Source organism: Kitasatospora sp. GAS204B (assembly GCF_029892155.1).
In the GTDB taxonomy this organism is placed as follows: Bacteria; Actinomycetota; Actinomycetes; order Streptomycetales; family Streptomycetaceae; genus Kitasatospora.
Genome location: NZ_JARZAG010000004.1, coordinates 378,896 through 402,043, shown reverse-complemented (window position 1 = coordinate 402,043; position 23,148 = coordinate 378,896). Strand labels below are relative to the sequence as shown.

The 23,148-nt window shown below is 71.8% G+C and carries 21 protein-coding genes; 6 read left to right on the top strand and 15 right to left on the bottom strand.

Translation table 11 applies throughout. The annotated features are described in order from the left end of the window. Window positions 1-58: 58 nt before the first annotated feature. The 4 genes from P3T41_RS08720 to P3T41_RS08705 form a co-directional block, all read right to left on the bottom strand. On the bottom strand, window positions 59-817 hold the full coding sequence (locus tag P3T41_RS08720; protein ID WP_280689029.1) for a sulfite exporter TauE/SafE family protein: 759 nt from the start codon (window positions 815-817) through the stop codon (window positions 59-61). A 171-nt stretch (window positions 818-988) separates the two neighbouring features. Beyond that, window positions 989-2,050: an SPFH domain-containing protein gene (locus P3T41_RS08715; RefSeq protein ID WP_280689028.1), complete on the bottom strand. Its 1,062-nt coding sequence runs from the start codon at window positions 2,048-2,050 to the stop codon at window positions 989-991. Between the two features lie 57 nt (window positions 2,051-2,107). After that, window positions 2,108-2,530, bottom strand: a complete 423-nt coding sequence (locus P3T41_RS08710; protein ID WP_280689027.1) for an NfeD family protein — start codon at window positions 2,528-2,530, stop codon at window positions 2,108-2,110. 143 nt (window positions 2,531-2,673) lie between these two features. After that, window positions 2,674-3,465 carry an ABC transporter ATP-binding protein gene (locus tag P3T41_RS08705; RefSeq protein WP_280689026.1) on the bottom strand — a complete coding sequence of 264 codons (792 nt, stop codon included), beginning with the start codon at window positions 3,463-3,465 and terminating at the stop codon, window positions 2,674-2,676. Window positions 3,466-3,687: 222 nt separating this feature from the next. On the opposite strand from P3T41_RS08705, the gene P3T41_RS08700 reads away from it, so the two are divergent. Together P3T41_RS08700 and P3T41_RS08695 are read left to right on the top strand one after the other, a co-directional pair. After that, entirely contained in the window at window positions 3,688-4,497 is an 810-nt protein-coding gene (locus tag P3T41_RS08700; RefSeq protein ID WP_280689025.1) for a hypothetical protein, read from the top strand. Window positions 4,498-4,619: 122 nt separating this feature from the next. After that, window positions 4,620-5,591 (top strand): DUF4352 domain-containing protein, encoded by a 972-nt coding sequence (locus P3T41_RS08695; RefSeq protein WP_280689024.1) that lies wholly within the window; start codon window positions 4,620-4,622, stop codon window positions 5,589-5,591. 39 nt (window positions 5,592-5,630) lie between these two features. Here P3T41_RS08695 and P3T41_RS08690 read toward each other — a convergent pair whose 3' ends face one another. The 4 genes from P3T41_RS08690 to P3T41_RS08675 form a co-directional block, all read right to left on the bottom strand. Then, on the bottom strand, window positions 5,631-6,284 hold the full coding sequence (locus P3T41_RS08690; RefSeq protein WP_280689023.1) for a response regulator transcription factor: 654 nt from the start codon (window positions 6,282-6,284) through the stop codon (window positions 5,631-5,633). Further along, window positions 6,277-7,353 (bottom strand): GAF domain-containing sensor histidine kinase, encoded by a 1,077-nt coding sequence (locus tag P3T41_RS08685; RefSeq protein ID WP_280689056.1) that lies wholly within the window; start codon window positions 7,351-7,353, stop codon window positions 6,277-6,279. Before P3T41_RS08685 ends, P3T41_RS08690 begins: the two co-directional genes overlap by 8 nt. Before the next feature lie 263 nt (window positions 7,354-7,616). After that, window positions 7,617-8,294 carry a response regulator transcription factor gene (locus P3T41_RS08680; protein WP_280689022.1) on the bottom strand — a complete coding sequence of 226 codons (678 nt, stop codon included), beginning with the start codon at window positions 8,292-8,294 and terminating at the stop codon, window positions 7,617-7,619. Then, window positions 8,291-9,550 (bottom strand): histidine kinase, encoded by a 1,260-nt coding sequence (locus tag P3T41_RS08675; protein ID WP_280689021.1) that lies wholly within the window; start codon window positions 9,548-9,550, stop codon window positions 8,291-8,293. Before P3T41_RS08675 ends, P3T41_RS08680 begins: the two co-directional genes overlap by 4 nt. Window positions 9,551-9,683: 133 nt before the next feature. Here P3T41_RS08675 and P3T41_RS08670 point away from each other — a divergent pair, with 133 nt between their 5' ends. Together P3T41_RS08670 and P3T41_RS08665 are read left to right on the top strand one after the other, a co-directional pair. Continuing rightward, window positions 9,684-10,598 carry an ATP-binding cassette domain-containing protein gene (locus tag P3T41_RS08670; RefSeq protein WP_280689020.1) on the top strand — a complete coding sequence of 305 codons (915 nt, stop codon included), beginning with the start codon at window positions 9,684-9,686 and terminating at the stop codon, window positions 10,596-10,598. Then, window positions 10,595-11,467 (top strand): ABC transporter permease, encoded by an 873-nt coding sequence (locus P3T41_RS08665; RefSeq protein ID WP_280689019.1) that lies wholly within the window; start codon window positions 10,595-10,597, stop codon window positions 11,465-11,467. The genes P3T41_RS08670 and P3T41_RS08665 overlap by 4 nt, the downstream gene beginning before the upstream one ends. 5 nt (window positions 11,468-11,472) lie before the next feature. Here the strand turns inward: P3T41_RS08665 and P3T41_RS08660 are convergent, their stop codons facing one another. The 3 genes from P3T41_RS08660 to P3T41_RS08650 all read right to left on the bottom strand — a co-directional run bounded on the left by P3T41_RS08660 (window position 11,473) and on the right by P3T41_RS08650 (window position 17,744). Continuing rightward, window positions 11,473-13,239 carry a proline--tRNA ligase gene (locus tag P3T41_RS08660; RefSeq protein ID WP_280689018.1) on the bottom strand — a complete coding sequence of 589 codons (1,767 nt, stop codon included), beginning with the start codon at window positions 13,237-13,239 and terminating at the stop codon, window positions 11,473-11,475. A 157-nt stretch (window positions 13,240-13,396) separates the two neighbouring features. Next, window positions 13,397-14,926 carry a UDP-N-acetylglucosamine 1-carboxyvinyltransferase gene (locus tag P3T41_RS08655; RefSeq protein WP_280689017.1) on the bottom strand — a complete coding sequence of 510 codons (1,530 nt, stop codon included), beginning with the start codon at window positions 14,924-14,926 and terminating at the stop codon, window positions 13,397-13,399. Between the two features lie 124 nt (window positions 14,927-15,050). Then, complete coding sequence (locus P3T41_RS08650; RefSeq protein ID WP_280689016.1) at window positions 15,051-17,744, bottom strand: FHA domain-containing protein; 2,694 nt, start codon at window positions 17,742-17,744, stop codon at window positions 15,051-15,053. 346 nt (window positions 17,745-18,090) lie between these two features. Between P3T41_RS08650 and serB the strand changes: the two genes are divergently transcribed. Then, window positions 18,091-19,332 carry a phosphoserine phosphatase SerB gene (gene serB / locus P3T41_RS08645; protein ID WP_280689015.1) on the top strand — a complete coding sequence of 414 codons (1,242 nt, stop codon included), beginning with the start codon at window positions 18,091-18,093 and terminating at the stop codon, window positions 19,330-19,332. A gap of 97 nt (window positions 19,333-19,429) precedes the next feature. Here the strand turns inward: serB and P3T41_RS08640 are convergent, their stop codons facing one another. The 3 genes from P3T41_RS08640 to P3T41_RS08630 all read right to left on the bottom strand — a co-directional run bounded on the left by P3T41_RS08640 (window position 19,430) and on the right by P3T41_RS08630 (window position 21,528). Further along, a complete protein-coding gene (locus tag P3T41_RS08640; protein ID WP_280689014.1) occupies window positions 19,430-19,957 on the bottom strand; it encodes a histidine phosphatase family protein in 528 nt (175 codons plus the stop codon). A 60-nt stretch (window positions 19,958-20,017) separates the two neighbouring features. Beyond that, on the bottom strand, window positions 20,018-20,140 hold the full coding sequence (locus tag P3T41_RS08635; RefSeq protein ID WP_280689013.1) for an SGM_5486 family transporter-associated protein: 123 nt from the start codon (window positions 20,138-20,140) through the stop codon (window positions 20,018-20,020). Between the two features lie 71 nt (window positions 20,141-20,211). After that, window positions 20,212-21,528, bottom strand: coding sequence for an MFS transporter (locus tag P3T41_RS08630; RefSeq protein WP_280689012.1), 1,317 nt, complete (start codon window positions 21,526-21,528; stop codon window positions 20,212-20,214). An 83-nt stretch (window positions 21,529-21,611) separates the two neighbouring features. On the opposite strand from P3T41_RS08630, the gene P3T41_RS08625 reads away from it, so the two are divergent. Next, window positions 21,612-22,292: a FadR/GntR family transcriptional regulator gene (locus P3T41_RS08625; protein WP_280689011.1), complete on the top strand. Its 681-nt coding sequence runs from the start codon at window positions 21,612-21,614 to the stop codon at window positions 22,290-22,292. A gap of 82 nt (window positions 22,293-22,374) precedes the next feature. On the opposite strand, the gene fabI is transcribed toward P3T41_RS08625, so the two are convergent. Further along, the gene (fabI, locus tag P3T41_RS08620; protein ID WP_280689010.1) at window positions 22,375-23,148 is read right to left on the bottom strand and encodes an enoyl-ACP reductase FabI; all 774 of its coding nucleotides are present in this window, start codon (window positions 23,146-23,148) and stop codon (window positions 22,375-22,377) included.

Sequence of the window (23,148 nt, the reverse complement as noted above, 5' to 3'; positions counted from 1 at the left end):
GTCGCTCCAGCTCGGATGGGTCCCCCCGGAGCAACCGATGCTAGCGACTGACGCTGCGTCAGGTCAGCAGCAGCTTGGTCACGGCGGCGAGACCGACCACCACGATCAGCCCGCGCAGCGCGGCCGGCGGCAGTCTGCGGCCGACCTTGGCGCCGATCACGCCGCCGAGCGCCGAGCCGACCGCGATCAGCAGGGCCGCCAGCCAGTCCATCGAGGCGGTGAACATGAAGAAGATCGCGGCGACGGCGTTGACGATCAGCGCGAGCACGTTCTTGACCGCGTTCATCCGCTGCAGGTCGTCGCGGAGCAGCATGCCCATCAGCGCGAGCATCAGCACACCCTGCGCGGCGCCGAAGTAGCCGCCGTAGACGGCGGAGCAGAAGATCCCGGCCACAAGCAGCGGGCTGCCGTCCGGGTGCGTGACCTCGCCGCCGCGCGCCGCCACCGCGCGGGCCACCCGCGGCTGGATCACCACCAGGACCAGGGCCAGCAGGATCAGCACCGGCACGATCGCGTCGAAGGCCTTGCTGGGCAGCTTGGTGAGCAGGAAGGCACCGAGCAGGCCGCCGAGCAGTGCGGCGGCACCGAGCCGGATCAGCCGCCCCTTCTGGTCCGCGAGTTCGCGCCGGTAGCCGATCGCACCACTGACCGAACCGGGCACCAGGCCCAGCGTGTTGGAGACATTGGCGGTGACCGGGGGCAGCCCGATCGCCAGCAGGACCGGGAACGTGATCAGCGTTCCCGACCCCACGATGACGTTGATGGTTCCCGCGCCCATGCCGGCCGCGAAGACCGCCAGTCCTTCCCATGGAGTCATTGACTCGTCCCTACTCTCGCGTGTCCGCCCCCGTCAGGGTGGCGGCGCTCGCGATCATGCCGGACGGTGGGCCGAGCGCCCAGCCGGTTCCATGATGAGAGACGAGACCTGAGACGACTTGGGCACCTCGCGGCCCGGACCGATCAGCCTGGGCCGGTCAGTCCGAGCCGATCACTCCTGGTCGATCTGCGGGTACTCCCGAGGCGGGGTGACCCGGGGGCGGGCCGAGCCGGTCTGGTCGGTGTCCACCGGGCGCGGGCCGTTGGCCGGACCGACCGAACGGCTGCCGTTGCCGTCCGCCACCGGCTGCTTGGTCAGGTTCGGGCCGACGCTCGACCCCGCGCCCTGGCCGCCGCCCTGCCCGCCCATCCCGCCGAAGGCGCCGCCGATGCCCTTGAGCGCGTCGCCCACCTCGCTGGGGATGATCCAGAGCTTGTTGGCGTCGCCCTGGGCCAGCTGCGGCAGCGTCTGCAGGTACTGGTAGGCGAGCAGCTTCTGGTCCGCGTCGCCGTCGTGGATCGCCTCGAAGACGGTGCGGATCGCCGCCGCCTCACCGTCGGCCTTGAGCACCGCGGCCTGCGCCTCACCTTCGGCACTGAGCACCGCGGCCTGCTTCTCACCTTCGGCGCGCAGGATCGCCGCCTGCCGCTGGCCCTCGGCGGTGAGCACGGCCGCGCGCTTGTCCCGCTCTGCGCGCATCTGCTTCTCCATCGAGTCCTGGATGGAGGTCGGCGGCTCGATCGCCTTCAGCTCGACCCGGTTGACCCGGATCCCCCACTTGCCGGTGGCCTCGTCCAGCACCCCGCGCAGCCCCGCGTTGATCACCTCACGGGAGGTCAGGGTGGACTCCAGGTCCATCGAGCCGATGATGTTGCGCAGCGTGGTGACCGTGAGCTGCTCGATGGCCTGGATGAAGCTGGCCACCTCGTAGGTGGCCGCTCGGGCGTCGGTCACCTGGTAGTAGATGACGGTGTCGATGTTCACCACCAGGTTGTCCTGGGTGATCACCGGCTGCGGCGGGAACGGCACGACCTGCTCGCGCAGGTCGATCCGGTTGCGGATGGTGTCGATGAACGGCACCACGATGTTCAGGCCCGCGTTGAGCGTGCGGGTGTATCGGCCGAACCGCTCCACGATCGCCGCACTCGCCTGCGGGATCACCTGGATCGTCCGGATCAGCGCGATGAACGCCACCACAACCAGAACGATCAACACGATGAGGACGGGTTCCACAGTGTCTCCCCTGGACAACCTGCATGACTCGGACGACTGGTGGGCCGGGACGGCCGACTAGTCGACCAGGGCGGTAGCGCCCTGGATTTCGACGACATCCACCTGTTGGCCGGGCTCGTAGACCCGGTCCGGGTGCAGCGCCCGGGCCGACCAGATCTCGCCGTTGAGCTTGATCCGCCCGCCCTCGTGGTCCACCCGCTCCTGCACCGTCGCCCGGGCTCCCGGCAGCGCCTCGATCCCCATCCGGACCCGCGGCCCCCGGTCGAGCTTGCGGTTGGCGATCGGCCTGACCACCACCAGCATGGCGACCGAGACGACGAGGAAGGTGACGAACTGCCAGACCACACCCGCCCCGACCCCGGCGACGATCGCGGCGCCGACCGCGCCGAGCGCGAACAGCCCGAACTCCGGCAGCACCGTGATCGCCAGCGGTATGCCCAGACCGACGGCGACCAGGAGCCACCACAACCAGCTGTCCACAGGCCCATCCTAGGGAGGAAACGAAGTCCTGAGGGTGGGTTCCCGCAGGTGGATGGGCGGAAACCGGTCAGTCGTTCTGACCAATTCCCCGTGGTCGCCCACGCGATCGGGCACACGGGTCGGGCGAGGGGGTCGCGCCGGGGTCAGCCGAGCGGCAGGCCCTGGGCCGACCAGCGGTCACCGTGGCGCTCCAGGGTGAGCGGCAGGCCGAAGCAGAGCGAGAGGTTGCGCGCCGTCAGCTCGGTGTCGATCGGGCCGGCCGTGAGCACCTTGCCCTGACGGATCATCAGCACGTGGGTGAAGCCGGGCGCGATCTCCTCGACGTGATGGGTGACCATCGCCATCGCGGGCGCGTACTCGTCCTGGGCCAGCGCGCCGAGCCGGCGCACCAGGTCCTCGCGGCCACCGAGGTCCAGGCCGGCCGCGGGCTCGTCGAGCAGCAGCAGCTCGGGGTCGATCATCAGGGCGCGGGCGATCAGGGTTCGCTTGCGCTCGCCCTCGGAGAGGGTGCCGAAGCGGCGGTCGTCGTAGCCGCCCATGCCGAGCCGGTCGAGCAGCAGCAGGGCCCGTGAGGTGTCGGTGGTCTCGTAGGTCTCCTGCCAGGTGGCCGTCATGCCGTAGGCGGCGGTCAGCACCGTCTGCAGTACGGTCTGCTCGCGCGGGATCCGCTCCAGCATCGAGGCGCCGGCCAGGCCGATCCGCTGGCGCAGCTCGAAGACGTCGACCGAGCCGAGCTTCTCGCCGAGCACCGCGACCGTGCCGCTGGTGGGGTGCAGGTAGCTGGCGGCGACCTGGAGCAGCGTGGTCTTGCCGGCACCGTTGGGCCCGAGGATCACCCAGCGCTCGCCCTCGGCGATCGACCAGGAGACCTGGCTGATCAGTGCGCGGCCATCACGGACCACGGAAACGTCAACCAGCTCCAGCACGTCGCTCATGCCCAACGCCTTCCCCATTACAGTTTCTTCGGCCGTCCGGGGCCCTGCGCAGCGGGGTCCTGCGCGTAGGAGACCTCGGGGTGCGGTCCACTCATGTCGACAAGTCGGTGCCGGCGGGCAGCCTACTCCGCCGGCCGGGTGGGCAGGGAGGGGGTGCGGCTGCTCGCAGCACAGGGCAAACCTACGCCACGCGGGTGGCCGCGTTGTCCGTAGGCTGGCGGGATGCCGCTGACTCCTGCCCAGAATCCGTCCGTCGATCCCTTCGCCGAGCCGCGATCCGCGCGGCTGACCGCCTGGGGCAACTCGCTGCTGGCCGGCTTCGCGCCACCGGACCACGTGGTGGAGGAGGTGGTCGGCGAGGACGAGCGGCACCGGGTGGTCGGGCTGCCCGGCGATGTCGAGGGCGAGCAGCACGCGCTGAGCTGGGCGCTCGGACGGCTACGGGTGCTCGGCGTCAAGGGGCTGCGCCTGGCACTGCCGTCCGAGGGGCACCCGCTGGGGCTGACCGGGCCCGCCGCGTTCAACGTCGCGGCGCTGACGGTGGGCGAGGCGGTGCTGGCGGTCGGGGTGCCGGTCGGCTTCGTCCCCGAGATCGAGGTGTACGGCCCGCCCGGCGACCAGTCCGCCACCGTGCTCTGGCGCTGCCACGAGGTGCACGAGGCACCGCCGGCCGACGTCCCCTCGCTGTCCGAGGCCGAGCGCGAACTGGCCGACGGGCTGCGCGAGGCGACCGTCCTGCTCTCGCGGCTGGACGTGGCCGGAGCCGGCCCGGAAGCGCTGAAGGCCCTGGAGCAGTACCGCCGACGCGGGCACAGCAAGCTGCTGGCCCCCGGCTACCCACCGCGCGCGGTGCGGGTGCTGGAGTCGGCGCGGCAAGTGTCGGCACTCCTGGCGATCGCCGCCGAGAGCCACGGCGCGGCGGTGAGCGCCGCCGAGATGGCGGCCCGGGCGGCGGTACTGACACCCCTGCGCCGCACGGCGCGCCGGGCGCAGGTGGCGGCGTACAACGCGCTGGTGGACGAGCGGGAGTAGGCCCGTCGGCCCGTCCTGCCATGGGCTCGTGCGCCTCGCCTGATTGGGAGAGCGGGCGGGGTGCACGCCCCATAGCCTGGTACTGAAGGGGTGGGTCCAGCCCAACTCAGGAGGCGATGGCCGTGCGCCACTGCCCTGCCGTGATCGCCGCGTCGCTGTGCGCGGCCGCGTTAGGCGCGGTCGCCGCCGGCTGCTCCTCCGGAACGGTCACCACCACACCGGTCTCCTCCGCCCGCGCCACAGCCTCGGCCTCCGCACCCGGTTCGACGTCGACGTCGAGCGCGGCCGCGCAGGCGCAGGTGGGTGACACCCTGGAGCTGGCGGGGACGGAGGCCGGCGCGCGGATGGCGGTGACGGTGACCCAGGTGGTGGACCCGGCCCAGCCGGCGGACCAGTTCTCCAGCCCGAGCCCCGGGCAGCACTTCGTGGCGGTCCAGTTCCGGCTGAACAACATCGGGACGACCGGCTACTCGGACAGCCCGTCCAACGGCGCCCAGTTGATCGACACGAGCGGGCAGGGCTTCAACGCAGCGATCACGGACACCACCACGGCAGGGCCCGCGTTCCCGGCCGGCGTTCACATCGCCCCCGGCGGCACCGCATTGGGCTTCATCACCTTCCAGGTCCCGGACACCTCCACCGTGGCGAAGGTCCAGTTCACGCTGGCCTCCGGCTTCGCCCAGCAGACCGGGCAGTGGAACGTTCCCGCTTCCTCCGGCGCGACCGCGACCTCCGTCCCGAGCAGCGCCCCGCCCGCGACGGCTCCGGGCTCACCCGGCGCAGCCGCCACACCCGGCACGTCGTCAGCAACGGACCCCCAGCAGGTGGTGACGAACTACTTCGCCGCCGTCAACGCACACGACTTCGCCACGGCGTGGGCGCTCGGCGGCAAGAACCTGGCCCACGACTACCAGTCCTTCGTCGCCGGCTTCTCGACGACCTCTCTCGACACCCTGACCGTCACCGGCGTCCAAGGCGGCACGGTGACCGTCCAGCTCGACGCCACGCAGACGGACGGCAGCCACCACCTCTTCGTGGGCAGCTACACCGTCCAGAACGGAGTCATCACAGGCGCGAACGTCGCGCAGCAGTGAGCGCGGCGCGGCGTAGGGCGCCGTCCGCCTGTCACTGACCTACGCCAGGTCGCCGTGGCGGACGGCCCAGAGGGCGGCCTGGGTGCGGTCGGCGAGGTCGAGTTTCATGAGGATGTTGGAGACGTGTGTCTTGACCGTCTTCTCGGAGAGGTTGAGGCTGCGGGCGATCTCCCGGTTGGAGCGGCCGTCGGCGATGTGGCCGAGCACCTCGCGCTCGCGCTCCGTCAGGGTCCCGCCCCGGCCCTGTGGGGCGCGTGGGGCGTCGTCGGCGAGCAGGGCGCCGGCCAGTTCGGGCTGGAGGAGCACGTGTCCGGCGTGCACCGAGCGGATCGCGCCGGCCAGCGCCTCGGGGTCGACGTCCTTGTACACGTAGCCGGCGGCGCCCGCGCGCAGCGCCGGGACCACGGTGCGGTGTTCGGTGAAGCTGGTGACGATCAGCACCCGGGCCGGGTTGCCCTCGGCCTTGAGTCGCTTGAGCGCCTCGAGGCCGTCCACGCCGGGCATCTTGAGGTCCATCAGGACCACGTGCGGGGCCAGTTCCTGGGCCTTCGTCACGCCCTCGGCGCCGTCCGCGGCCTCGCCGACCACCTCGATGTCGTCCTGGACCTCCAGGAAGGTGCGCAGGCCGCGGCGGACCACCTGGTGGTCGTCGACCAGCAGGACGCGGATGGGTGTTGACGGACTCTCAGGCACCGGGGACCTCCAGTTCGATGACCGTACCGCGTCCCGCGGCCGAGGTGAGGGTGAGCCGTCCGCCGACACTCTGCGCGCGGTCACGCATCGAGACCAGCCCGAGGTGGCGCCCGGCCTCGCGGACCGCGTCCGGGTCGAAGCCGCGCCCGTCGTCGGCGACGGTGAGCACCGCTCCTCGGGTCTCGGTGCCGCGCAGTGTCACCGACACCTTCGTCGGCTCGGCGTGGCGCAGCGCGTTGTGCAGCGCCTCCTGGGCGATCCGCAGCACTGCCGCCTCCTGGGCGGGCGGCAGGGTGCGCACCCCGCCGTCGGACTCGAACGCGACGGTGGCGGTGTGCGCCCGGTCCAGCACCTGTGCCTGGGAGGCCAGGGTTGCCACCAGCCCGTCCTCGTCGAGCGCCGCCGGCCTCAGCTCCACGACCACGTCGCGCAGTTCGTCCGCCGCCTCGGCGGCCAGCTTCGCCACCTCGGTGAGCTCGACGCGGGCCCGGGCCGGGTCGCGGTCGAGCAGCTTGGCGGCGGCCTTGGCGGTCAGGCGCAGGCTGAACAGCTTCTGCGAGACGGCATCGTGCAGGTCGTGTGCGATCCGGGCCCGCTCGCCGGCCAGGGTGAGTTCGCGGCTGCGCTCGTAGAGGCGGGCGTTGGCGAGCGCGATCGAGGCGTGCGCGGCCAGGATCCGCAGCAGCCGCTCGTCGTGGTCGGTGAAGCCGCCCGCCTTGTTGGCCAGGAAGATCGCGCCGAGGATCTCGTCGTCGTCGCGGATCGGCATCCCGAGGAAGTCGCCCAGCTCCGGATGCGCGTCGGGCCACCCCTCGAACGCGGGCGCCTTGCGGACATCGGCGAGCCGGGTGGGCGCCGGGTCGTGCAGCATCGTGGCGAGCACCCCGTGCTGGCGCGGCAGCGGTCCGATCGCCTTCCACTGCTCGTCGCTCACCCCGTCCACCACGAACTGCGCGAAGCCCCCGTGATCGTCGGGGACGCCGAGCGCCGCGTACTCGGCGCCGAGGAGCGAACGCGCGGAGGCGGTGATCCGCCGGAGCACCTCGCGCACCTCCAGGTGGCCGCTCATGGCGAGGACGGCTTCGCTGAGGGCCTCCAGGCCATCGACGCAGGCGTCATCGAGCGGGTGGGCGGTGGCGCCGCCGACGGCGGGCTGGTGCTGCGTGGTCCCCATGGGCCCACGGTAGCGCCGCGCCCCGCCGCCGGCGTGGGGCCCAGGGCGGGGCGGGGGTAGGGCGGGGGGCGTAGGTCCGGGGTCGGGGCACCGGGGGCACCGCGCCTGGTGGCCACGGCTGCCGCGAACCGCGAATCGGCGGTGCGCGGACGCGGGATTCAGGCCTCCGGGCGACCCGTCCTGACCACCCCCAGCTCGTACGCCGTGATCACCAGCTGCACCCGGTCCCTGGCCGCCAGTTTGCTGAGCAGCCGCGCCACATGGGCCTTGACGGTCGCCACACTGATGTAGAGCTCGATCGCGATCTCGCTGTTGGACCGGCCCCGCCCGACCAGGGTCAGCACCTCCAGTTCCCGCTCGGTGATGCCCTCGACCGCCTGCGGGCGCGGGGGTGGGGCAGGGCGGTGCTCCGGGCGGCTGACGAACTCCTCGATCAGCCGCCGGGTGACCGCGGGGGCGATCAGCGCGTCCCCGGCGGCGACCACCCGGATGCCGCCGAGGATGTCCTCCAGCGCCATGTCCTTGACCAGGAAGCCGCTCGCGCCGGCGCGCAGTGCGGCGTACACGTAGTCGTCGTCATCGAAGGTGGTCAGCATCAGGACCCGCACCGGGCCGCCGTCTCCGGTGATGATCCGGGTGGCCTCGATGCCGTCCATCCCGGGCATCCGGATGTCCATCACCACCACGTCGGGTTGCTCCTCGCGGGTCAGCCGCACCGCCTCGGTGCCGTTGCCCGCCTCACCGACCACCACGAGGTCGGGGGTGTCGGCCGCGAGCACCCGCAGGCCGGCCCGCACCAGGGGCTGGTCGTCGACCAGCAGCACGCGCACCGTCATCGGACCACCACCTCCGCCGCCGTCACCGGGACCGGTAGCCGCGCCGCCACCCGGAAGCCACCTCCGGGGCGCGGCCCGGCGCTGAACTCGCCGTGCAGCAGCGCCACCCGCTCGCGCATCCCGATCAGGCCGAACCCGCTGCCGCCGCCAGCTCCCAGCGCGTCCCCGCCCCGCCCCCGGTCGCCGATCTCGATCGACAGCAGCGCCTCCTGATAGTCGATCAGCACCTCGCACCGCCGCGTCCCGGCATGCCGCACCACGTTGGTCACCGCCTCCTGGATGATCCGGAAGGCGGAGAGCTCGATCTCGGACGCGAGCACACGCCGCTCCCCCCGCCAGCGCACTTCGACCGCGAGCCCGGTGGCGCCCGTTGCCTCGGCCAGCCGCTCGACGTCCGCCAGCATCGGGGCCGGCCCGCGCGGCGCGGCCTGCGCCGCCGGTTCCAGGCCCGGCTCCAGGCCGGTCACCGGGCGGCGGAGCGAGCCGAGCGTGCGCCGCAGCCCGGCCAGCGTCTCGCGGCTGGTCGCCTCGATCGCGCGCAGGGCGTTGCGCGCCTCCTCCGGCTGGGTGTCCATCACCCGGCTGCCCACCCCGGCCTGGATCGCGATGATGCCGATGCTGTGCGCCACCAGGTCGTGCAACTCGCGGGCGATCTCCAGCCGTTCGGCCGTCACCGCCTGGGCGGCGTTGCGCGCGCGCAGCGAATCGGCGTACTCGCGGTGCTGGCGAACCGAGTTGCCGATCAGCCAGGCGGTGAGGATCAGCAGGACCAGGACCGCGGCGGCGGGCACGCCCAGCGCGAACTGGCGCAGCCAGATCGGAGCGGCACTCAGCAGCCCGGCACAGGTCAACCCGGCAGCCACGGCGGAGGTCCGGCGCGGGTGGCGGAACGCGACGAAGCAGACCGCGGCGCCCAACAGCAGGCTCTCCGCCACTATCAGGAAGGGCCAGTCCGCCAGCGACACCTCCGCGAGGAAGGCGCCCGCCGTCATCGACGCCAGGGCGAGCAGCGGCCGTCGGCCCAGCAGGCCGACGGGCAGCAGCGTGGCGAGGACGGGGTAGGCGGCCTGGACACTCGCGCCGCCGACCGGTGCCGGCACCGGTCCGAACGAGTGCGGCGCGCCGTGCGCCGTCTGGGCCAGGCGCACCGCGGCGACCAGCACCAGCGGGTACAGGGCCACGGCCGTCCAGACGAGGGCCGTCCGGACCGCCGGAGGCACACGCTTGAGCAACGGGAGAGCGGGAGTGTCGTCCACGCGGTGATCGTATTCAGTTCCGGCCGGCCCGGGCATCGGCCCACGGGCGTAATCCTCGGGGCCAGGTCGGCGGCACCGATTCTAGCCCGCAGCCGCATGTGCGACGGGCCTGCCGCCCGGCACTGTTCTCAACGTGATCGAAATCAACGAACTGACGAAGCGTTACGGCGGCACCACCGCCGTCAACGGCCTGACCTTCACCGTGCGCCCCGGCCACGTGACCGGCTTCCTCGGCCCCAACGGCGCCGGCAAGAGCACCACGCTGCGCCTGCTGCTCGGCCTGAACGCGCCGACCAGCGGCACCGCCACCGTCAACGGCCGCCCGTTCGCCGGCAATCCGCGCGGCCTGCGACAGGTCGGCGCGCTGCTCGACGCGGGCGACGTGCACGGCGGCCGCAGCGCCCGGGCTCACCTCACGGCGCTCGCCCAGAGCAACCGGATCCCGCGCGGGCGGGTCGACGAGGTGCTGCGGGAGGTGGGGTTGGGCAGCGCGGCGAACCGGCGGATCGGCGGCTTCTCGCTGGGCATGCGCCAGCGGCTCGGGATCGCCGCCGCACTGCTCGGCGACCCGCCGGTGCTGCTCTTCGACGAACCGTTCAACGGCCTCGACCCGGAGGGCGTGCTCTGGGTGCGCGGGCTCTGCCGGCGGCTGGCCGCCGAGGGCCGCACGGTCTTCGTCTCCAGCCATCTGATGAGCGAGATGCAGAGCACCGCCGACCGGCTGATCGTGATCGGCCGCGGTGCGCTGCTCGCGGACGCCAGCATCGCGGAGTTCGCGGCGCGCGGCACTGCGCCGGGCGTGGCCGTCCGGACGCCCGAGGCCGACGCGCTGACCGCGCTGCTCACCGCCGCCGGGGCGGTGGTCCGGCCGGACGGCGGCCCCGACCAGTTGACCATCACCGGACTGGACGCCGAGCGGGTGGGCGAGCTCGCCTTCCAGCACCGGATCCGGCTCACCGAACTCGTCACCCGCACCGCCTCGTTGGAACAGGCCTTCATGGAACTCACCGCCGACAGCGTCGAATACCTCGCCGGAGACCGCACATGACCATCACCGTTGACTCCCCGTCCCCCGCCGCCACAGCTGCAGCCGCTGTCGCCGAGCCGCGTGCCCGCTTCCGCGACCTGCTGGCCGCCGAGTGGACCAAGCTCTGGTCGCTGCGCTCGATCCACTGGGCGCTGGCCGCCACCGTGCTGGCCATCCTGGCCGCCAACGCCAACGCCGCCCGGTCGGACCTGGCCAACTACCCCAACTACTCGGCGGAGGTGAAGAACTACTGGTTCGTCCCGTACTGGGCCATGCGGGACGCCTTCACCAACAACTCCGCCTGGATCGTGGCCCTCGCGGCCGGCGGCATCGGCGCCATCGCGATCGTCGGCGAGTACAGCACGGGCATGATCAGAACCACCTTCGCCGCCGTCCCGGCCCGCCGCTCGGTGCTCGCGGCCAAGGTGGCGGTGCTGACCGGGCTGATGCTGGTCGCGGGGGCGGTGATGGCCTTCGGCTCGTTCTGGCTGACCCAGGCGATCCTGTCGCACCGTCACATCGGGATCTCGATCAGCCAACCGGGCGCGCTGCGCTGCGTCATCGCCTCCGCCCTCTTCCCGGTGGTCTGCGCGCTGATCGGCTTCGGCCTGGGCGCCCTGATCAAGCACAGCGCAACCACGGTGATCGCCACCGTCGGGGTTCTGCTGCTCCTGCCGAACCTCTTCAACTCCCCCGACAAGCGGTGGATCTGCGACCTCCACAACCTGATGCCGATCGCCGCCTGGGAGCGCCTGGCCTTCATCGGCGGCCGCCAGCAGCTGTTCGGCCCCTATCCGGCGACGATCACCGGCTCCTGGCTGACGTACCTGATCTGGCCGCTGGTCGCGGTGCTGCTGCCACTGCTGCTGGTGCGGCGACGCGACCTGTGATGCGCTCAGTACGCGGGGAAGGCCCGGCCGCCCAGCATGGTGCCGCCGACGAAGGTCGCGCCCAACTCGGTTGCGGACGTCACCACCTTCCGCACCCGCTCCGCGATCTCGCCCACCGGCACCCGCTCCGTCTCCCCCGTCGCCCGGGAGGTCAGTTCCACGACGCCCTCGGCCAGCCCGCGCTTGCCGACCGTCACCCGCAGCGGGATGCCGACCAGCTCGACATCGGCGAACTTCACGCCGAGCCGCTCGTCGCGGTCGTCCACGATCACCTCGACGCCGGCCGCGAGCAACTGCCGGTAGACGTCCTCGCCCGCCTTCGCCGTCTCCGCGTCCTTGGGCTGGGCGATCACCACCGCCACCGCGAACGGGGCGATCGACAGCGGCCAGGTGATGCCCTTCTCGTCGTGGTGGCACTCGATCGCGGCGGCCATCGCGCGCTCGACGCCGATGCCGTAGCTGCCCATGATGAGGTTGACGGGGGCGCCGGCCGCGTCCTGGACGATCAGGCCGAACGCCTCGCTGTACTTGTAGCCGAGCTTGAAGATGTGGCCGACCTCGATCGCCTTCCGCACCTGCAAGGGCGCACCGCACGAGACGCACGGCTCGCCGACCGCCACCTCGCGCAGCTCGGCCCACTGCCCGACCGTGATGTCCCGCTCGACGTCCACGCCCCGCAGGTGCACGCCGTCGACGTTCGCGCCCGTGAACATCGCCCGCCGTCCGCGCAGTGCCTCGTCGGCGAGCACCGGAAGCGAGGAGACACCGACGGCGCCGAGGCTCCCGGGCAGCGCGCCGAGCGCAGCCTGGATCTCCTCGGGGCGGGCCGGCCGCACCGCGTTCGCGCCGGTGGCGTCGATCAACTTCTGCTCGGCCAGCGCGTGGTCGCCGCGCAACAGCACCAACGTGAGCCGCTCGTCCAGCACGTACACCAGCGTCTTGACCTGCCGCTCCGCCGCCGCACCGAAACCGGTCGCCAGGTCCTCGATGGTCCGCACGCCCGGGGTGTCGAAGCGCTCGAGCTCCGCCGCGCCCGAGGCCTCCTCCAGCGCCGACAGTCGAGAAGTCGCCTTCTCGATGTTCGCCGCGTACCCGCAGGCGGGACAGTGGACGACGAGGTCCTCACCCACCTCCGCCGGGCACATGAACTCCGTCGAGGTCGACCCGCCCATGGTGCCGCTGGACGCCTCGACCGGGATCGCGGGAATGCCGAGCCGGGCGAAGATCCGCAGGTAGGCGGCACGTTGGCGTTCGAAGGCGGTGTCCAGGCCGTCGCTCGCGAGGTCGAAGGAGTAGGCGTCCTTCATGGTGAACTCGCGGGTCCGCAGCAGACCGGCCTTGGGGCGCGGCTCGTCGCGGAACTTGGTCTGGAACTGGTACCAGATCTGCGGCAGTTGGCGGTAGGAGCTGAGGTCGGCGGCGAGCGTGGCGAAGATCTCCTCGTGCGTCATGCCGAGGGCGAGCTGGGCGCCCTTGCGGTCCTTGAGCCGGAACATCTCCTCGCCCATGATCGTCCAACGCCCGCTGCGCTGCCAGACCTCCGCCGGATGCATGGTCGGGAGCAGGAACTCCTGCGCGCCGATCGCGTTCATCTCCTCGCGGATGATCCCCATCACCTTGGCCCGCACCCGCACCGCGAGCGGCAGCAGCGAGTAGTGACCCGCCATCAGCTGCTTGACGTACCCGGCGCGCAGCAGCAGGCGGTGACTCGGCGCGTCGGCGTCCGCGGGGGTCTCGCGGAGGGTGGGGATGTGCATCTGGGACCAGCGCATGGGCAAGTGACCTCAGGAGAGCGGACGAACAGGAACGGATCGTCAGCAGCGTAGAGCCTGCGCGCGACGGCCCGCCGCTGATATCCGTCTGCCCCGAAACACCGCGGCCCGGCCGATCGCCATGAGGATCGGCCGGGCCCGCGACGCGGAGCGCCGCTCAGATGTCGCGGAACGTCTCGATCTGCGCCCCGATCGAGTTCAGCCGGTCCGCCAGGTCCTCGTAACCGCGGTTGATCACGTACACGTTGCGCAGCACCGACGTCCCCTCGGTTGCCAGCATCGCCAGCAGCACCACCACGGCCGGGCGCAGCGCGGGCGGGCACATCATCTCGGCGGCGCGCCAGCGGGTCGGGCCTTCGACCAGGACCCGGTGCGGGTCCATCAGCTGGACGTGGGCGCCGAGCCGGGTCAGCTCGGTCAGGTAGATGGCCCGGTTGTCGTAGACCCAGTCGTGGATCAGCGTGGAGCCCTGCGCGGTGGCGGCGATGGCCGCGAAGAACGGGACGTTGTCGATGTTGATGCCGGGGAAGGGCATCGGGTGGATCTTGTCGATCGGCGCGTGCAGCTTGGACGGGCGGACCGTCAGGTCGACCAGCCGGGTGCGGCCGTTGTCGGCGGCGTACTCGGGACTGCGGTCGTAGTCCAGGCCCATCTCCTCCAGGACGGCGAGCTCGATCTCCAGGAACTCCACCGGCGCCCGGCGGACCGTCAGTTCGGACTCGGTGACGACGGCGGCGGCCAGCAGGCTCATCGCCTCGACCGGGTCCTCGGAGGGCGCGTAGTCGACGTCGCAGTCGATCACGGGCCGGCCGTGCACGGTGAGGGTGGTGGTGCCGATGCCCTCGATCTCGACGCCGAGTCGCTCCAGGAAGAAGCAGAGGTCCTGGACCATGTAGTTGGGGCTGGCGTTGCGGATCACCGAGACGCCGTCGTGCCGGGCGGCGGCCAGCAGCGCGTTCTCGGTCACGGTGTCGCCGCGCTCGGTCAGCACGATCGGGCGGTCGGGGCCGACCTGGCGGTCGACCTCGGCGTGGTAGACGCCGGTGGTGGCGGTGACCTCGAGGCCGAAGCGGCGCAGCGCTGCCATGTGCGGCTCGACGGTGCGGGTGCCGAGGTCGCAGCCGCCGGCGTAGGGGAGCTTGAAGCGGTCCACCCGGTGCATCAGCGGGCCGAGGAACATGATGATCGAGCGGGTGCGGCGGGCCGCGGCCTGGTCCATGGCGTCCAGGTCCAGCTCGGCGGGCGGGGTGATCTCCAGGTCGGCGCCGTCGTTGATCCAGCGGGTCTTCACGCCGATGCTGTTCAGCACCTCCAGCAGGCGGTAGACCTCCTCGATCCGGGCCACCCGGCGCAGGGTGGTGCGGCCGGTGGTCAGCAGCGAGGCGCAGAGCAGCGCGACGCAGGCGTTCTTGCTGGTCTTGACGTCGATGCTGCCGGACAGGCGACGGCCGCCGACCACCCGCAGGTGCATCGGTCCGGCGTAGCCGAGCGAGACGATCTCGCTGTCCAGCGCCTCACTGATCCGGGCGATCATCTCAAGGCTGATGTTCTGCCCGCCGTTCTCGATCCGGTTGACCGCGCTCTGGCTGGTGCCGAGTGCCGTGCCCAGCTCCGCCTGGGTCCAGCCGCGGTGCTTGCGGGCGTCACGGATGAGCTTGCCGATGCGCGAAAGGTAGTCATCTGCCATGGGCGAGACGATATCTCATGGATGAGATACGAGTGCGGGCGGTACCCCCGTTCGGGGGACCGCCCGCACTGGCCTGCGACGAGGGCGCCGTCAGCCCTGACCCGTCAGCCCTGATGAAGGATCGTCAGCCCTTCTGCATGACCTCCGGCTCATGGCGGCGCAGCAGCCGCAGCACCAGGAAGGCCATCGCGGTGGAGAGGACCAGCAGCATGAACGAGTCGATGAACCACTGCAGCGCGCTGTGCGCCCACAGTCCGTCATGCGCGCTCATGTGAGTGGGGTCGAGCACCATGATGTGGCCCAGGTCCAGCGTGGTGCCGACCACGGCGACGCCCCAGCGGGCCGGCATCAGCCAGGCGAACTGGGCCAGTCCGACCTTGTCGAACAGCTGGAAGAGGCAGCCGGTGAAGACCACCTGGATGATCGCGAACATCACCAGCAGCGGCATGGTCGTCTCGGCGGTCTTCACCAGCGAGGAGATCACCAGGCCGAACATCATCGAGGTGAAGCTCAGCAGGATGATGCCGATCGCCATCTCGATGGCCGGCGAGTTGCTGAAGATCAGGCCGTGGGCCGGCAGCTTGCGGGGGAAGAAGCCGACCGCTGCGATGATCGTGCCCTGCAGCAGGCTGAACGCGCCGAGCACGATGATCTTCGAGACCAGGTACGCCGACCGGGACAGACCGGTGGCGCGTTCTCGTTCGTAGATCGCCCGTTCCTTGATCAACTCACGGACCGAGTTGGCCGCCCCGGAGAAGCAGGCCCCGATGGCGAGCACCAGCATGATGGTGCCGGCCGCGTTGTTGGAGCCGCCCAGCGGGTTGGGGGCCAGGCCGTGGGTGGCCGGGACCACTGTGGAGACCAGGCCGAGCACCAGCGGCAGCAGCACCGACAGGCCCAGGAAGACGCGGTCGGAGGCGATCACCGACAGGTAGCGGCGGATCAGCGTCCACAACTGCGAGCCCCAGCTCTGCGGCTTGGGCGGGCTGCTCAGCGGCTGGTGGTTGACCGGCGCCTGCTGCACGGCGACCGCGTCCACGTCCGCCGAGTACTGCTGGTAGTGCACCGAGCCCTTGTAGCGGCCGGCCCAGTCGTGGTCCGGGTAGTTCTCGAAGGCCTGGAAGACGTCCGCCCAGGTCTCGTAGCCGAAGAAGTGCAGGGCCTCGGCCGGCGGACCGAAGTAGGCCACCGAGCCGCCGGGGGCCATCACCAGCAGCCGGTCGCAGAGCGCGAGTTCGGCCACCGAGTGGGTGACCACCAGGACGGTCCGGCCGTCGTCGGCCAGGCCACGCAGCATCTGCATGACCTCGCGGTCCATGCCCGGGTCCAGGCCCGAGGTGGGCTCGTCCAGGAAGATCAGCGAGGGCTTGGTGAGCAGCTCCAACGCGACCGAGACGCGCTTCTGCTGGCCACCGGAGAGTGCGGTGATCCGGTTGTCGGCACGCTTGTCCAGGCGCAGCTCGTAGAGCACCTCGTCGATCCGGCGCTCGCGCTCGGCCGCCTCGGTGTCACCGGGGAAGCGCAGCTGGGCCGCGTACTTGAGGCCGGTGCGGACGGTCAGCTGCTTGTGCAGGATCTCCGACTGCGGCACCAGACCGATGCGCTGGCGCAGTTCGGCGAACTGCTTGTAGAGGTTGCGGCCGTCGTAGAGCACCTCGCCGCGGTCGGCCGGACGGTAGCCGGTGAGCGCGCGCAGCAGGGTGGACTTGCCGGAACCGGACGGGCCGATCACCGCGACCAGCGACTTCTCCGGCACCCCGAAGCTGACGTCGTTGAGCAGGATCTTCTTGGCGCCCTTGTGCTCGACCTCGACGGTCAGGTGGTGGGCGGAGAAGGAGACCGGGCCGTTGTCGATGAACTCCTGCAGCTGGTCGCCGACCAGTTGGAACGAGGAGTGCCCGACCGTCAGGCGGTCCTGTGGGCCGAGCAGCTGACGCTGCGCCGGAATACCGTTGACGAAGATCCCGTTGTGCGAACCGAGGTCGACGATCTCGTAGCGGCCGTCGGGCAGTTGGCGCAGCTCCGCGTGGTGGCGGGAGACCTGGAGGTCGGAGACGACGATGTCGTTCTCGAGCGCCCGACCGATCCGGATGGTCCGCATGCCCGCGGTGAGGTTGCGGATCATCGTGGGGTTGCGCTCGCCGCCGGCCTGGGCCGGCACGAACGGCTGCTGGTACGGCGGCTGTCCGTGCTGGGCCCGTCCGTGCTGCGCCTGACCGGGCTGTGGCTGACCCTGGTACGGCTGGCCCTGCTGCGGCTGCCCGTGCTGCGGCTGGCCCTGGTACGGCTGGCCCTGCTGCTGGTAGGGCTGCGGCGGGTAGGGCTGGCCCTGCTGCTGCGACGGGAACGGCTGCGGCTGGTACGGCGCCTGGGCCGGGGCCTGCTGCTGGAACGGCGCCTGCGGCGAGGCCGCGTGCCGGTTGGTCTCGGCGTCGTGCCAGCCCGCCGCGGGGCCGGGCTGCACCGCGGCGACCGGCGCGGCCTGGACCGGCGCGGCCTGCGCGGGCACGCCGGCCTGCATCGCGGCCGGGGCCGAGAAGGCCAGGCGCGGCCCGTTCTCGGCGTTGCCCAGGTTCAGCACCGTGCCGGGCACCAACTGCGCGTGCAGGGTCCGGCCGCCACCGAGGTAGGTGCCGTTGGTGCTGCCATGGTCCTCCAGCTGCCAAGCGGCGCCGTTGAACGAGATGGTGGCGTGCCGCCAGGAGACCCTGGCGTCGTCGAACGGGAAGTCCGCCTGGGGATCCCGTCCGATGGTGTAGGCCCGCCCCGGCTCCAGGGTCCGCTGCTGGCCGTTGATCTCTAGTACGAGTTGCGGCACTGTCCGCCTGCCCCGCTCTCTCGGTCCCCCGATGGCTTCCCCGCAGACGGGGAGTGAGGAATATCGCGTCTGACGGGGGGTAATCATTCCAGCTCGGTCCCGATGGCGAAAAGCCAGCCCCGTGGACTGTGACCTGGCGGCAACCATCCGCCGCCCGCGCGGTGACAGCGGCTGCTCCCCGCCGCCCCGGGTGCCGGACGACGAGCCGGATCACGCGCCCGAGCTCGTGCGGATCTCGTGCGGATCTCGTGCCGGATCGCGCGGCGAATCGCCGGTGAACAACGGACGTCCAGAGGACGGACGCGCCCGAGTGCGCGGGGTGCGGCCAGGTAGCGTGGGCAGCACCATGAACAGCACTCCCCCGCAGCCCCGGACTGCCGACGACGAGCGCACTCTGCTGGTCAAGGTGTTCGGCAAGGACCGTCCGGGCATCACCACCGGACTCTTCGCCACGCTGGCCGCGTTCGACGTCGACGTGATCGACATCGAGCAGGTGGTCACCCGTGGCCGGATAACGCTCTGTGCTCTGATCACCCCGCCGGCCGGCGGGGCGCTGGGGGCCGAGGGTGCGCTGCGCGCCACCGTGCACCGGTGGGCCGAGGACACCAGGCTCCAGGCCGAGATCATCTCCGGCACCGGCGACAACCGGCCGCGCGCCGAGGGCCGTTCACACGTCACGGTGCTCGGCCACCCGCTCACCGCGGCGGCCGTCTCGGCGCTGACCCGGCAGGTGACCTGCGAGGGCGGCAACATCGACCGCGTCTTCCGGCTGGCCAAGTACCCGGTGACCGCGGTCGAGCTGGCCGTCTCCGGCGTGGCCACCGAGCGGCTGCGGGCCGCGCTCGCGGTGGAGGCGGCCGCGCAGCGGGTGGACATCGCGGTGGTCTCGGCGGGCCTGGAGCGGCGGGCCAAGCGCCTGGTGGTGATGGACGTGGACTCCACCCTGATCCAGGACGAGGTGATCGAGCTGTTCGCGGCCCACGCGGGCTGCGAGGCCGAGGTCGCCGAGGTGACCGCGGCGGCGATGCGCGGCGAGCTGGACTTCGCCGAATCCCTGCGGGCCCGGGTGGCGCTGCTCGCCGGGCTGGACGCGGGGGTGGTGGAGAAGGTGCGCTCGGAGGTGCGGCTCACACCGGGGGCGCGCACCCTGATCCGCACCTTGCAGCGGCTCGGCTACCAGGTGGGCATCGTCTCCGGCGGGTTCACCCAGGTCACCGACTACCTGGTGGAGTTGCTCGGGCTGGACTTCGCGGCGGCGAACACGCTGGAGGTCGAGGACGGCCGGTTCACCGGGCGGGTCACCGGGGAGATCGTCGACCGGGCCGGCAAGGCCCGCTGGCTGGCCCGCTTCGCCGACCAGGCCAAGGTGCCGCTGGAGCAGACCGTGGCGATCGGCGACGGTGCCAACGACCTGGACATGCTGAACGCGGCCGGACTCGGCGTGGCCTTCAACGCCAAGCCGGTGGTCCGCGAGGCCGCCGACACCGCGGTCAACGTGCCGTTCCTGGACACCGTGCTCTACCTGCTGGGGATCACCCGCGAAGAGGTGGAGGCGGCGGACGAGCTGCACGGGACGCCGCCGGAGTAGGAGCCCCTTCTCGACGCGCGGGTGGTGGGCCCGGTACGCGCACCACGTACCGGGCCCACCACACCGGCTGCGATGTCAGTACTGCGGCACTGCGGCGTCAGTCCTGCGGCGGCACGTAGAACGAGACCAGCTTGGCCGCCCCGGGTTCGACCGACTTCCAGGAACCGTCGAGGGAGAACACCGCGATCCCGGCGGTCGGAAACCCGCCCTGGCGCAGCCGGGCGAGCTCGTCGCCCATGCTCTCGTCCCCGGCCAGCACCTCGACCAGGTTCTGCACCCCCGGGTTGTGCCCGATCAGGATCAGGTCGGCGAACTGGTCCGGGGTCTCCTGCAGCACCGCGATGATCTCGCCCGCGGTCGCGTCGTAGACCCGATCCTCGAAGACCGTCTTGCGGCTGCGCTTGGGCAGCTCGTGCGAGGCGAGCTTCCAGGTCTCCCGGGTGCGCACCGAGCTGGAGCAGAGCACGAAGTCGGGGTTGATCCCCGAGTCGGCCAGCCACTGCCCGGCGGCCGGCGCCTGGTGGCGACCGCGGTCGGCGAGCGGGCGCTCATGGTCGGCGACCTCCGGCCAGTCGGCCTTGGCATGGCGGAGCACGGTGATCCTGCGAGGCGCGTTGAGGCTCATACGAGAAAGCTTCGCAGAAAACCGTGCTCGCTACCGGGCCAGACGGCCCGCCGGTCGGGATCAGCCCATCGACTGGGCGATCGTCGCCACGATCGAGATCAACACGACGATTCCGAGGATCGCGCCGAAGACCTGGAGCAGCTTGCGGCGGCTGTCGGGCGGGTTGGGTTCGAGAACGGGCATGGCCCGAGTCTCGCATCCTTTCCGGGTCGGCCGGCCGCCGGGGTCGCCGTCACCTCGTCCACGATTCCGGGTCAGCCGGCCGCCGGGGGCGCCGTCACCTCGTCCTCGATGTGCCGGGCCCGGGCCGCCCGCAGACCGATCAGCAGCTGCGGCACGAGCAGCACGGCCAGGAAGCCGAGCGGCAGGTCCCAGCCGCCGGTGCGCTGGTAGAGGGTGCCGACCAGGATCGGGCCAGGGATCGAGATCAGGTAGCCGACACCCTGGGCGAAGGCGGACAGCTGGGCCACCCCACCGCTGGTCCGGGCGCGCAGTCCGATCATCGTCAGGGTGAGCGGGAAGGCGCAGTTGGACAGGCCGAGCAGCACGGCCCAGAGCCACTGCCCGCCGGCCGGGGCGAGGGCCAGCCCGAGGTAGGCGGCCAGGCCGCAGCCGGCCAGCACCACCACGAAGATCCGCTGATCACCACGGCGGGCCGCCCAACTGGGCAGCACGAAGGAGATCGGCACGCCGATCGCCATGGTCAGGGCGAGCAGCATGCCCGAGGTGCCGGCGCTGACGCCCGCGTCCTGGAAGATCTGCGAGAGCCAGCCCATCACGGCGTACGCGCCGGTGGCCTGGCAGCCGAAGAAGACCGCCAGCGCCCAGGCGGTGCGGCTGCGGGTGATCGCCAGCCTCCCGGCGGCGGCACCCCCGTCCCGCGCCGGCCGCCCGTCCCGGCGCACCGCCAGGGTGACCAGCCAGACCAGCACCGCGAGCCCGCCGAGCACCGCCCAGATGCCCAGGCCCTGCCGCCAGCTGCCGCCCAGCGCGCTGGTCAGCGGCACGGTGACGGCGGCGGCCAGCGCGGTGCCGGCCGACAGTGCCATCGAGTACAGCCCGATCATCGGCCCGACCCGGTCCGGGAAGTAGCGCTTGATCACCACCGGGATCAGCACGTTGGCCACCGCCACCCCGGCCAGCGCGAGGGCGGTCAGCAGCAGGAAGACGGCGGTGCTGCCGGAGAAGGCGCGGGCGGCGACGCCGGCGGTGATCGCGCCCAGCCCCGCGGTCACCACCACCGTGGGCCCGAACCGGCGGGCCAGCGCCGGGGCGGCGAAGCCGAAGATCGCGAAGCAGAAGGACGGCACGGCGGTGAGCAGCCCGGCCACCGTGGCGCTCATGTGCAGGTCGTCGCGGACCTGGTGGAGCAGCGGGCCGAGGCTGGTCACCACGGGCCGCAGGTTGAACGCGGCGAGCGCGACGGCGGCGGCCAGCAGCCAGCCGAGCCGGCCGGAGCGGTGGCCCACGGCCGGAGCAGGGGTCGGCGCAGGGGCCGGCGCGGGAGTCGTTCGGGCGGTGGTGTCGGAGTCGGCTTCGCGGGACGCGGCTTCGGAGGACGCTGAGAGCATAGGCACCATCATAGAATGATGGGATGAATTAGCGAGCCATCATCGAGAGAAGATGGTCCCAGCCGAGCCTCCGAAGGAGCACCATGACGCTGTCCTCGCCCAGGCGCACCCCGCTGGCCGATCAGGTGATCGCCCAGCTGCGGGCCCAGATCACCTCGGGTGAGTGGCCGGTCGGCTCACGGATCCCCACCGAGGCCGCGCTGGTCGAACAGCTGGGCGTGGCCCGCAACACCGTGCGCGAGGCGGTCCGCGCGCTCGCCCACAACGGCCTGCTGGACATCCGCCAGGGTTCGGGCACCTACGTGCTGGCCACCAGCGAACTGGCCGGGGTGATGCACCGGCGGTTCGCCGACGCCGAGCAGCAGGAGATCGCCGAGCTCCGCTCGGTGCTGGAGGCGGGCGCGGCGGCGCTGGCCGCGACCCGGCGCACCGAACGCGACCTGACGCTGCTGCGCGGCGCGCTGGCCCGGCGCGAGGAGGCCTGGTTCGGCGGCGACGCCGAGGTCTTCGTGCAGGCCGACGCGGCCTTCCACCAGGCGGTGGTGGCCGCCGCGCACAACGACGTGCTGGCCGAGGTCTACGCCGACCTCGGCGAGGTGACCCGTGCCCATCTGCGCCAGGACATCGGCCCGGTGCTCTCGCCCGAGCGCTACGTGGGCCACGACCGGATCCTCGCCGCGATCAGCAGTGGCGATCCGGCGGCCGCCGCGACGGAGTCCTCGGCCGTGATCGGGGCCTGCGGCCGGATGGACGCCGAGTCGTAGGGTCTGTCGCGACCAACAGCGGCGACCCCCGCCACGACCGGTCGACCGGCCGCGACGAGGGTCGCCGCTGAAAGTGCAGCGCTCAGGCGCCGATCGCGTGCAGCCCGCCGTCCACGTGGATGATCTCGCCCGTGGTCTTCGGGAACCAGTCCGAGAGCAGCGCGACCACACCGCGGCCCGCCGGGTCCATGTCGGTGACGTCCCAGTTCAGCGGCGAGCGGTGGTTCCAGGTGTCGGCCAGCAGCTCGAAGCCCGGGATCGACTTGGCGGCCATCGACTTGAGCGGGCCGGCCGAGACCAGGTTGCAGCGGATGCCCTGCTTGCCCAGGTCGCGGGCCAGGTAGCGGGAGGTCGCCTCCAGCGCCGCCTTGGCCGGGCCCATCCAGTCGTACTGCGGCCAGGCCACCTGGGCGTCGAAGGTCAGGCCGACCACCGAGCCGCCCTCGGCCATCAGCGGCAGGCAGGCCATGGTCAGCGACTTCAGCGAGTACGCCGAGATCTGCATCGCGGTGGCGACCGACTCCCACGGCGTGTTCAGGAAGTTGCCGCCCAGCGCGTCCTGCGGCGCGAACCCGATCGAGTGCACCACGCCGTCCAGGCTGCCGAGGTGCTCGCGCACCTGGTCGGCCAGGCCGTCCAGCTGCTCGGTGTTGCTGACGTCCAGCTCCAGCACCTTGACGTTCTCGGGCCGGGGCAGCTTCTTGGCGATCCGCTCGGTCAGGGTGGGCCGCGGGAAGGCGGTCAGGATGATCTCGGCACCCTGCTCCTGGGCCAGCTTCGCGGTGTGGAAGGCGATGGAGGACTCCATCAGCACGCCGGTGATCAGGATCCGCTTGCCTTCGAGAATTCCGCTCAT